Here is a 9,033-nt window from a genome sequence, read left to right on the forward strand (position 1 = left end):
AGCCGCCGGTGAAATCGCGCGTCCACAGCGCGTGATAGCGATCCCCCGGCCGTGGCGGGAACAGGATCTCCCGAACCTCGGGCTGCTGCTCCAGCCAGTCGCAGACGGCCAGCGCCGAGCGGGTGTGCTGCTCCAGCCGCACCGCCAGTGTGCGCATGCCGCGCAGTGCCAGCGCACAGTCATCCGGTGAGACGCTGTGCCCCAGCGCCATGTTGACCATGCGCAGGCGCTCCAGGCACTCCCCTGACGCCGAGACCAGCCCCATCATCGCGTCGGAATGTCCGACCAGATACTTGGTCGCGGCATGCACCACAATATCCACGCCATGGGCGACCGCATCGAAGCCCAGCGCGGTGGCCCAGGTGTTGTCCAGCGCTGTCACGCAGCCGGCCGCGTGCGCCGCCGCGCAAATCGCCGGCACGTCACTGAGTTCGAAGGTCACCGAGCCCGGCGACTCCAGATAGACCAGCCGGGTCCGATCGGTGATCTCGTCGGCGACCGCCGCGCCCAGCGCCGGATCGAAATAGCGCGCGCTCACCCCCATGCGGCTGAGCCAGGCATCGCAGGTCTTGCGAGTCGGCCAGTAGACGTTGTCGCTGATCAGCACCTCATCACCGGCCGAGACCTGCGACAGAATCGCCAGCACGCAGGCCGCCAGACCCGACGGCACCGCCACTGCCCCTTCCGCGCCATCCAGGTCGGCCACGGCGGCCTCCAGATCGTGCCGGTTGTGGGTGCCGAAGCGGCCGTAGTGAAGCGCGCCCTGCGGTTGCGGCGTTGCCTCGCGCAACCGGGCCAGCGACGGAAACACCACGGTGGAGGCGCGACCAACCGGCGTGTTGACCAGGCCGTCGTCACGGGCGGGATCACGACCGAGATGGGTCAGCCGGGTGCGGACGTGTTTCTTCAAGGCGGCACTCCTGCAAGGCGGATTCGATGCTCCGTATAGTACGGACTCGCCCGTGTCGGTTCGCCGCATGCCGCCGTCGCTTGATGACATGCTGATATCGCTGGTCGACGGTGTCGTCGCCACCCTGCCCCGGGCACGCCCCGAGCCGGAGGCGCTGCGCCAGGCCCGGATCATCTCCCACCGCGGAGAGCGCCCCGGATCGCAGGTCCGCGAGAACACCTTCGCCGCCTTCGATCCCCTGGTCGGCACCAATGTCTGGGGACTGGAATTCGATATCCGCTACACCGCCGACGGCGTGCCGGTGGTCTACCACGATCCAGACCTGCGACGGCTGCACGGGCGCCCGGAGCGGCTGGGCCAGCTCACCTGGTCGCAGCTGCAGGACATCGCGCCGGACATTCCGGACGCCCGTAGCTTCGTCGAGCGCTACCAGCCGCATTTCCACCTGATGGTCGAGATCAAGGACGAGGTCTATCCGGACGAGCCTCGCTACGTTCGCAACCTGCTCGACGCATTCGACGGCCTGCGTCCTGGCGGCGACTACCACCTGATGAGCCTGGACCCGTCGATGCTGGACCGGTTCGCGGACGTGTCGGAGGCGGCGAAAATCAGCATCGCCCGCTTCAACCTCGCGGCCATCAGCGACCATGTGCTGGCCCGGGGCCAGGCCGCGCTGGGCGCCCACTATGCGCTGCTGGGACCGGAGCGGGCGCGGCGCCACCTGAACGCCGGCCAGCGGCTGGCGATCGGATTTCCGCGATCACGCAACAGCCTGTTCCGGGAAATCAGCCGTGGCGCGCACTGGATCTTCACCAATCACGCCGCGTCCATGCAGCATTCGCTGGATGCGGCACTCGCCGACACATCGGGCGACATCTAGCGCGCGAAAGCCACCCGTTTCGCGCCGCGAACCCTGCTCCGACACCGGCCTCAACACGCGCCCGGCGTTCACCCCTTGTTCATGCCGCGGCCGGAATTCGCCGCCGTTGCGGAGCTGAACAGTCACGGTCATGTCCCGGCAAGAAAACTGTCGCGGAGCCGTCATCTACCCGTCACTCCCGGGTCATCTTAGCTTTCTACGGTCGCCCGGTCGCGCGGGGCAATGGCGGCGCGCCCTCCTCTCCCCCGCGCACGCGTGAAACATCCGTTCACCCAGGGAGTAGAGATGAAGACACTACCGCTTGCGGCTTCAGCGCTGGTTTCGCTGACGACCGCAACAGCAGCATCTGCCCAGGCCTTGCCGGCAGACCAGAGCAGCAACCCGTGGTTCACCGACGCCCAGTCGAGCATGAACGCCAAGCTTGGCCAGAGCGAAGGTCGCAGCGCGAAGAACGTGATCCTGTTCGTCGGGGACGGCATGGGCATTTCGACGCTGACCGCATCCCGCATTCTGGAAGGTCAGAACAACGGCAATCCCGGCGAGGAAGGCCTGTTGAGCTTCGAGTCCTTCCCCTACACCGCGCTGGTCAAGACCTACAACGTCGATGCCCAGACGCCGGACTCCGCCGGCACGATGACCTCAATGATGACCGGCGTGAAAACCGACGTGGGCGTCATCGGTGTCGACGAGGACATCGAGCGCGGGGACTGCTCGACCGTCAGCGGCAATGAACTGGTCACGGCGCTGGAACTGGCCGAGATCGCGGGCAAGTCCACCGGCATTCTGTCCACCGCGCGCATCACCCATGCGACCCCGGCCGCGACCTACGCCAAGTCCGCCGACCGCAACTGGGAAGACATCTCCGACATGCCGCAGGATGCGATCGATGCCGGCTGCGAGGACATCGCCTCCCAGCTGGTGAACTTCGAGAGCAACCTGGAGCAGCGCTTCACCGGCATCGACGTCGACGGCATCGAGGTCGTGATGGGCGGCGGCCGCCGGCACTTCCTGCCCAACGACAGCGCGGCGAACAGCCCGGATGCCGTCAGCGGCACCGAAGGCGATCGCAACGACGGTCGCAACCTCGTCACCGAGTGGACCACGGCCTATCCCAATGGCAGCTACGTGTTCGATGACACCGGATTCGCCGCACTGGACCCGGACAACACCGAACGGGTGTTCGCGTTGTTCAACGAGTCGCACATGCAGTACGAGGCCGATCGTGGCAATGACGTCGCGGGCGAGCCGTCGCTGGCCGAGATGACCGCCACGGCCATCGACGTGCTGGACAACAATGAGGCCGGTTTCTTCATGATGGTGGAATCGGGTCGCATCGACCACGCCCACCATGCCGGCAACGCCTTCAATGCGCTGAACGACACGCTGGAGTTCGCCGCGGCCGTGCAGGCGGCGGTCGACAACACCGACCCCAGCGAGACGCTGATTCTGGTCACCGCCGACCACAGCCACGTGTTCACCATCGCGGGTTACCCGAAACGCGGCAACCCCATCCTCGGCAAGGTGGTCGAAGTCGGCGCCACGACGCCGGCACAGGCCACCGACGGCATGCCCTACACCACGCTGGGCTACGCGAACGGCCTGGGCTTCCGTGATCTCGGCAGCGAAACCGATGCCGATGCCTCCTACGCCGCCGCGCCGGTCTCCGGCCGGGTGGATCTGATGGGCGTCGACACCGAAACGGTTGGCTTCCACCAGGAAACCCTGGTGCCGCTGGGCTCGGAAACACATGCCGGCGAGGACATCAGCCTGCATGCCATGGGCCCGGGTTCGCAGTACACGCAAGGCGTGGTCGAGCAGAACATCGTCTTCCACGTCATCAATCAGGCGCTTGGCCTGATCACCGAATAATTGGGGAGTCTTTCGATGAAACACTTCAAGATTCTGAGTTCCGCCGTTCTGGTCGCCAGCCTCGTCGCGCTGGCCGGCTGTGAAGGCGACAATGGCGCCACCGGTGCGGCCGGCGCACCGGGCGCCCAGGGGCCGCAAGGACCGGGCGGATCGGATGGCAGCGACGGCAGCAACGCGCTGGTCGCGCAGACCGAACTTCCGGTCGGCGACGCCAACTGCCCCGCCGGCGGCATCCAGGTGGATTCCGGCACGGATGCCAACGGCAACGGTCAGCTGGACACCGCCGAGGTCACGACCACCGGCTACGTCTGCGCACCCGGACGCACGCAGCTGTCGGCCAACGAACTGCGCACCAACGTCAACAACGCCTGGTTCGCCCAGGGTGAATCGGTGATCGCACGCGCCCGCGGCAACGTGCAAACCGACGCGCCGGCACGCGGTCGCGCCAAGAACGTCATCCTGTTCGTCGGCGACGGCATGGGCGTGTCCACGGTCACGGCCGCGCGCATCCTCGAAGGTCAGCGTGCCGGCAAGCTGGGCGAGGAACACCAGCTCAGCTTCGACCAGTTCCCCTACGCCGGCCTGGCCAAGACCTATAACGTCGACGCCCAGACCCCGGATTCGGCGGGCACGATGACGGCGATGATGACCGGCGTGAAGACCGATGTGGGCGTGATCGGCGTGGACGAGGACATCGAACGCGGCGATTGCAGCACGGTGGCCGGCAACGAACTGGTCACGGCGCTGGAACTGGCCGAGATCGCCGGCAAGTCCACCGGCATCCTGTCCACGGCGCGCATCACCCACGCCACGCCCGCGGCGACCTACGCCAAGTCGGCGGACCGCAACTGGGAAGACATCTCCGACATGCCCGGCCAGGCGGTCACCGACGGCTGCGAGGACATCGCCTCCCAGCTGGTGAACTTCGAAGCCAACCTGGAAGCCCGCTACGCCGGACTGGATGTGGACGGCATCGAAGTGGTCATGGGCGGCGGTCGTCGTCACTTCCTGCCGAACGACCCGGCGGCTAACAGCCCCGATGCGGTTAGTGGCACGGAGGGCGACCGCAACGATGGTCGCAATCTGGTCACCGAGTGGACGACGGCCTACCCCGGCGGCGTCTACGTCTTCGACGAGGCCGGGTTCGACGCGGTGGATGCGGACAGCACCGAGCGCCTGTTCGGTCTGTTCAACGAGTCGCACATGCAGTACGAGGCGGATCGTGGCAATGACGTGGCCGGCGAACCGTCGCTGACCGACATGACCCGGAAGGCCATCGACATTCTCGACAACAATGACGACGGCTTCTTCCTGATGGTCGAGTCCGGTCGCATCGACCACGGTCACCACGCCGGCAACGCCTACAACGCGCTCAACGACACCATCGAGTTCGCCGCCGCCGTGCAAGCCGCCGCCGACGCAACGGACCCGGAAGAGACGCTGATCATCGTCACCGCGGATCACGGCCACGTGTTCACGATCGCCGGCTATCCCAAGCGCGGCAACCCGATCCTCGGCAAGGTCGTCGATGTCGGCGCCACCGACGCGACGCTGGCCAGTGACGGCATGCCGTACACCACCCTCGGGTACATGAACGGCTTCGGGTTCCGCGACCTGGGCGGCGAGACCGATGCCGATGCCATCTACGGCTTCGCCCCGGTCTCCGGTCGTGCCGATCTGTCGTCCATCGACACCACGGCGCCCGGCTTCCACCAGGAGGCGCTGGTGCCGCTCGGCTCGGAAACCCACTCCGGCGAGGACGTCGGCCTGTACGCGTCGGGCCCCGGCGCGAACCTGGTCCGTGGCACGAACGAGCAGAACATCGTGTTCCACGTCATGGACTTCGCGGGCGACTACGTCAACGCCGCCAATGACGCGTTGAACTGATCCGGACGCCAGCCAGCCGTCCTCACGGACGGCGTTCGATCGCAGGGGGGCGCAACGCCCCCCTGTTTCGTCAGATTCACCCCGGGAGATTCCTCATGACCCGATTCCTCGCACTGCTCGCCGCCGTGCTCCTGCCCTCCATGTCCTTCGCCAACAGCTGCGACATCGATCCGGACACGCTGGCCGCCACCTACCGCATCACGACGACGCGGTCCGCCGACGATGCATCAACCCGTCGCATGCTCACGCTGTGGCGCCTCCCGGACCGCATCGCGCATGCGCACCCGGACGACGGCTACGTCGACCTCTGGAATCGCGTTCCGAACAACCGCTACCACCTGATTCGCCAGTTCGAGGAGGCGCGGCGCGGCATCGAGTACGAACCCAACGCGGTCCCGACGGGCGCAGCGCACTGGACCAGCCTGCGTGAACTGATCACCCCGACCCATCGCGAACGGCTGGAAAAAACCGGCGTCAGCGGCGACGGCTGCGATCGTGTCGAGACCTACCGGGGCGAGGTGGAGGACACCCGGCAAACCCTGGAATGGCTGCCCGCCTACGCGCTGCCCCGCAGCCTGGTCAGCAGCACCGATGCGGCGACGATTGCCATCGAACTCGTGGCAGTGCGGGCCGACCCGGAGCATGTGCGCAGCCAGTTCGACCGCTGGTCGACCTTCCAGACCACGGACTACGCCGACATCGGCGACAACGAATCCGATCCGTTCCTGAGAAAGATGATCCGCCTCGGATTCATCCAGCACGGCAGCAGCGGCTTCTACGACGCCTCCGGCCAGGCGCTGGACGGCGGTCACCACCACTAGGGAAGCTTCGCTCCTCGCGCCTTGCCTGGCCTGTTTTCTGGCGGCAACTTGGCTGCGTGAATCAATCAGTGCTTCCCTGGCGCCGCCCGTCGATTCATGGCTATGCTCGGCCCCGGTGACGGACCGTCACCGCGGGGACGCACAAGGGAGACATCATGAAGCGATACGGTCTGAGTGGCCTGCTGGCGGCCGCCGCCATGTTTATCTGGGGATCGGTGTTCTGGCTGAGCCCGATCCCGTCCGGGGTGATGAAAACCGCCACCGACGACGCAGCGCTGGGCGCGGCGCTGAAAACCTACCTGCCGACCACCGGCACCTATTTCGTGCCGGGCATGTCCGACGATGTGGATGCCATGACCCGCCTGCACGAGGCCGGACCGGTCGCGATGATCCACATCGAGGTCGAGGGCAGTCCGGCGATGGACCCCAAGGTGTTCATCAAGGGGTTCGTTCACCTGCTGGGCGTTGCGCTGCTGTCCGGCTGGCTGCTCTCTTTGGCCCTGCCCTCACTGGGTGGCTACGCCAGTCGCGTCGGCTTCGTCGTGCTGCTGGGTGTGACGGCAAGCTTCGCCTACGATCTGGGCAGCACCGTCTGGTGGCCGATCCAGACGAGCTGGGGCCTGATCGGCGTGGTCTACAACGTCGTCAACTGGTGCATCGCGGGCCTGATCCTCGCGGCCTTCTTCAAGCCGGAAACCTAGCGACGGCGTCGCGAGGCGGCCGCCACGGTATTCAGGCCGCGCGCGGCAGACGCGGCGGTCGGGTGGGCGAATCATCGTCGGGCCGCTCCTCCGACCAGTCAGCCGGCGTCAGTGGAGGCAGGCCATGGACGGCACGCGCCTCGTCGCAGCGGGCGTGATGTTGGCCGTCCTCGAAGCTGGGCACGTAGTCCCGGCAGACGCTGGCGCGCAGGGGATGGATCGAGCAGTAGACCCGCTCGCCAACCGTCCCCTGGAGCGCGATGCATCGCGGCTTCGGTTGATCCGTACCCAGCATCACCCGCCGATGCGGTGTCAGCCTGGCCGTGAGCTGCACCGGCACGCCACCTGGTGTCACATCATCGCCTTCGGCCCAGTAGAACGACGCTCGATAGTGCGCGCAGCAGGCGCCACAACGCAGGCAGGGATGCACCCAGCCCGTCCCCGACAAATCCGTGACCAAGCCATCTGAACTCGCAAGAACCGGCAATTCGGCGAGCGGATTGTGCGCCCGTTGCGGACAAAATCAATCCCGTCCGACACAAAAAAGCCCGGCCGAAGCCGGGCTTTGTCGAACTTGCAGGCGAATCAGCCGATGCCGATTTCGCCGCCGTCGTTGCGGGTGATGACGATGGTGGCGGAGCGACCACGCGCGCCGTTGCCCAGGGCCGTGGCATCCCCGCTGGTGTTCGGCCAGCTGTCACCGCCGTCCAGCGTCGGTGAACTCGGATGCTGGACGTTGACGAACAGCGCGGTATTCGCCGGATTCGACGCGATGCCGGTGATCTCGCAGCCCCTCGGACCGACCAGGAACCGGCGCAGGTTGTCGGTACTCGCCGAGCGACCAACGTAGGTCGTGACCGTTTCGCCGCTCAGCGGCGAGGTGACATCCACCGCATGGCCATCGCCCACGGCACCCGGCACCGCGGCCAGCAACTGGTCGTTGGTGACGTCGTTGTAGGCACCGTCATCGGTCTGGATCCACAGCAGGCCACGGTTATCGAACCACAGCCCGTCCGGGCTGGAGAAATCATTGTCCGCGGTCAGACCCGACAGGTTGATCGTGGCCGGGTCGGCATCGGCCTCGGCACCGAACAGGAAGATGTCCCAGGTGAAGCTGGTCGAGGCATTGCCGGCATCTTCATGCCAGCGAATGATGTGGCCGTTGACGTTGCCCTGGCCTTCGTTGCCGTCGACATCGACGTAGGACCGGGGGTTGGCCGCATCAACCGGCTGCGAGCCACCGCCGCCCTGCCCGCGACCGCTGCTCGAACTCGAGCTGTTGGTCAGCGTCATGTACACCTCACCGGTCAGCGGGTCGACCGCGCCCCATTCGGGACGATCCATCGGCGTGCCGCCCAGCGCGTCGGCAGCCAGCCGCGTGGCCAGCACCACATCGGCCTGATCGGCGAATGAATAGCTGCCATTGCCGGAGGTCAGCGGGGCATCGCCGAAGCTGAGCGGCAACCAGACACCCGTGCCGTCGGCATCAAAGCGGGCAACGTAGAGCGTGCCGGCGTCCATGTACTTGGCGCCGGTGGCCAGGCGATCCGCCGCCGTGGCATCGGCCGGATCCCAGACCGCGTCGGACACGAACTTGTAGATGTACTCGTTGCGCGAGTCATCGCCCATGTAGAACACCAGCGGCTCGCCGGCGGTCACGGGGCCAATCCAGCAACCCTCGTGCCCGAAACGACCCAGCGCGGTGCGCTTCTGCGGCCGCGACGCCGGATCGAAGGGATCGATCTCCACGATGTAGCCGAAGCTGTTCGGCTCGTTGCGGTAGTCCTCGTCCGGCGACGACGGGTTCAGAAAGCCGCTGGCCGCGGCGGTGATGTCAAAACGTTCGTAGACACCGCCGCTGACGGTATTCCATTCACGATACGAATCCCCGCTGCTGTTGGCGCCCATGCCGTAGCGGGCGAACAGCGTGTTCTCCTTCGCCTCGCGCTCGTCCTCGTCGTCACC

8 protein-coding genes are annotated in these 9,033 nt (G+C 66.5%); 5 read left to right on the forward strand and 3 right to left on the reverse strand.

Annotated features, from left to right (window positions below):
- On the reverse strand, nucleotides 1-910 hold a 910-nt coding region (locus ABNS06_RS07310), incomplete at its 3' end, for a PLP-dependent aspartate aminotransferase family protein (protein WP_348673561.1).
- Between the two features lie 88 nt (nucleotides 911-998).
- On the opposite strand from ABNS06_RS07310, the gene ABNS06_RS07315 reads away from it, so the two are divergent.
- The 5 genes from ABNS06_RS07315 to ABNS06_RS07335 all read left to right on the forward strand — a co-directional run bounded on the left by ABNS06_RS07315 (nucleotide 999) and on the right by ABNS06_RS07335 (nucleotide 7,068).
- Entirely contained in the window at nucleotides 999-1,790 is a 792-nt protein-coding gene (locus tag ABNS06_RS07315) for a glycerophosphodiester phosphodiesterase (protein WP_348673562.1), read from the forward strand.
- Between the two features lie 285 nt (nucleotides 1,791-2,075).
- Nucleotides 2,076-3,659, forward strand: a complete 1,584-nt coding sequence (locus tag ABNS06_RS07320; RefSeq protein WP_348673563.1) for an alkaline phosphatase — start codon at nucleotides 2,076-2,078, stop codon at nucleotides 3,657-3,659.
- Between the two features lie 15 nt (nucleotides 3,660-3,674).
- Nucleotides 3,675-5,546, forward strand: coding sequence for an alkaline phosphatase (locus ABNS06_RS07325; RefSeq protein ID WP_348673564.1), 1,872 nt, complete (start codon nucleotides 3,675-3,677; stop codon nucleotides 5,544-5,546).
- A 95-nt stretch (nucleotides 5,547-5,641) separates the two neighbouring features.
- Nucleotides 5,642-6,367 (forward strand): hypothetical protein, encoded by a 726-nt coding sequence (locus ABNS06_RS07330; RefSeq protein WP_348673565.1) that lies wholly within the window; start codon nucleotides 5,642-5,644, stop codon nucleotides 6,365-6,367.
- Nucleotides 6,368-6,522: 155 nt separating this feature from the next.
- Nucleotides 6,523-7,068 (forward strand): hypothetical protein, encoded by a 546-nt coding sequence (locus ABNS06_RS07335; RefSeq protein WP_348673566.1) that lies wholly within the window; start codon nucleotides 6,523-6,525, stop codon nucleotides 7,066-7,068.
- Between the two features lie 31 nt (nucleotides 7,069-7,099).
- Here ABNS06_RS07335 and ABNS06_RS07340 read toward each other — a convergent pair whose 3' ends face one another.
- The gene (locus ABNS06_RS07340) at nucleotides 7,100-7,528 is read right to left on the reverse strand and encodes a YkgJ family cysteine cluster protein (RefSeq protein WP_348673567.1); all 429 of its coding nucleotides are present in this window, start codon (nucleotides 7,526-7,528) and stop codon (nucleotides 7,100-7,102) included.
- A gap of 125 nt (nucleotides 7,529-7,653) precedes the next feature.
- On the reverse strand, nucleotides 7,654-9,033 hold a 1,380-nt coding region (locus ABNS06_RS07345), incomplete at its 5' end, for an alkaline phosphatase PhoX (protein ID WP_348673568.1).

This window comes from uncultured Abyssibacter sp. (genome assembly GCF_964000955.1).
In the GTDB taxonomy this organism is placed as follows: domain Bacteria; phylum Pseudomonadota; class Gammaproteobacteria; order Nevskiales; family OUC007; genus Abyssibacter.

What these genes read in the sequence shown, in the direction of transcription:
- ABNS06_RS07315 (WP_348673562.1), top strand. Translation starts at nt 999, where the DNA reads ATGCTGATATCGCTGGTCGACGGTGTCGTCGCCACCCTGCCCCGGGCA.
- ABNS06_RS07320 (WP_348673563.1), top strand. Translation starts at nt 2,076, where the DNA reads ATGAAGACACTACCGCTTGCGGCTTCAGCGCTGGTTTCGCTGACGACC.
- ABNS06_RS07325 (WP_348673564.1), top strand. Translation starts at nt 3,675, where the DNA reads ATGAAACACTTCAAGATTCTGAGTTCCGCCGTTCTGGTCGCCAGCCTC.
- ABNS06_RS07330 (WP_348673565.1), top strand. Translation starts at nt 5,642, where the DNA reads ATGACCCGATTCCTCGCACTGCTCGCCGCCGTGCTCCTGCCCTCCATG.
- ABNS06_RS07335 (WP_348673566.1), top strand. Translation starts at nt 6,523, where the DNA reads ATGAAGCGATACGGTCTGAGTGGCCTGCTGGCGGCCGCCGCCATGTTT.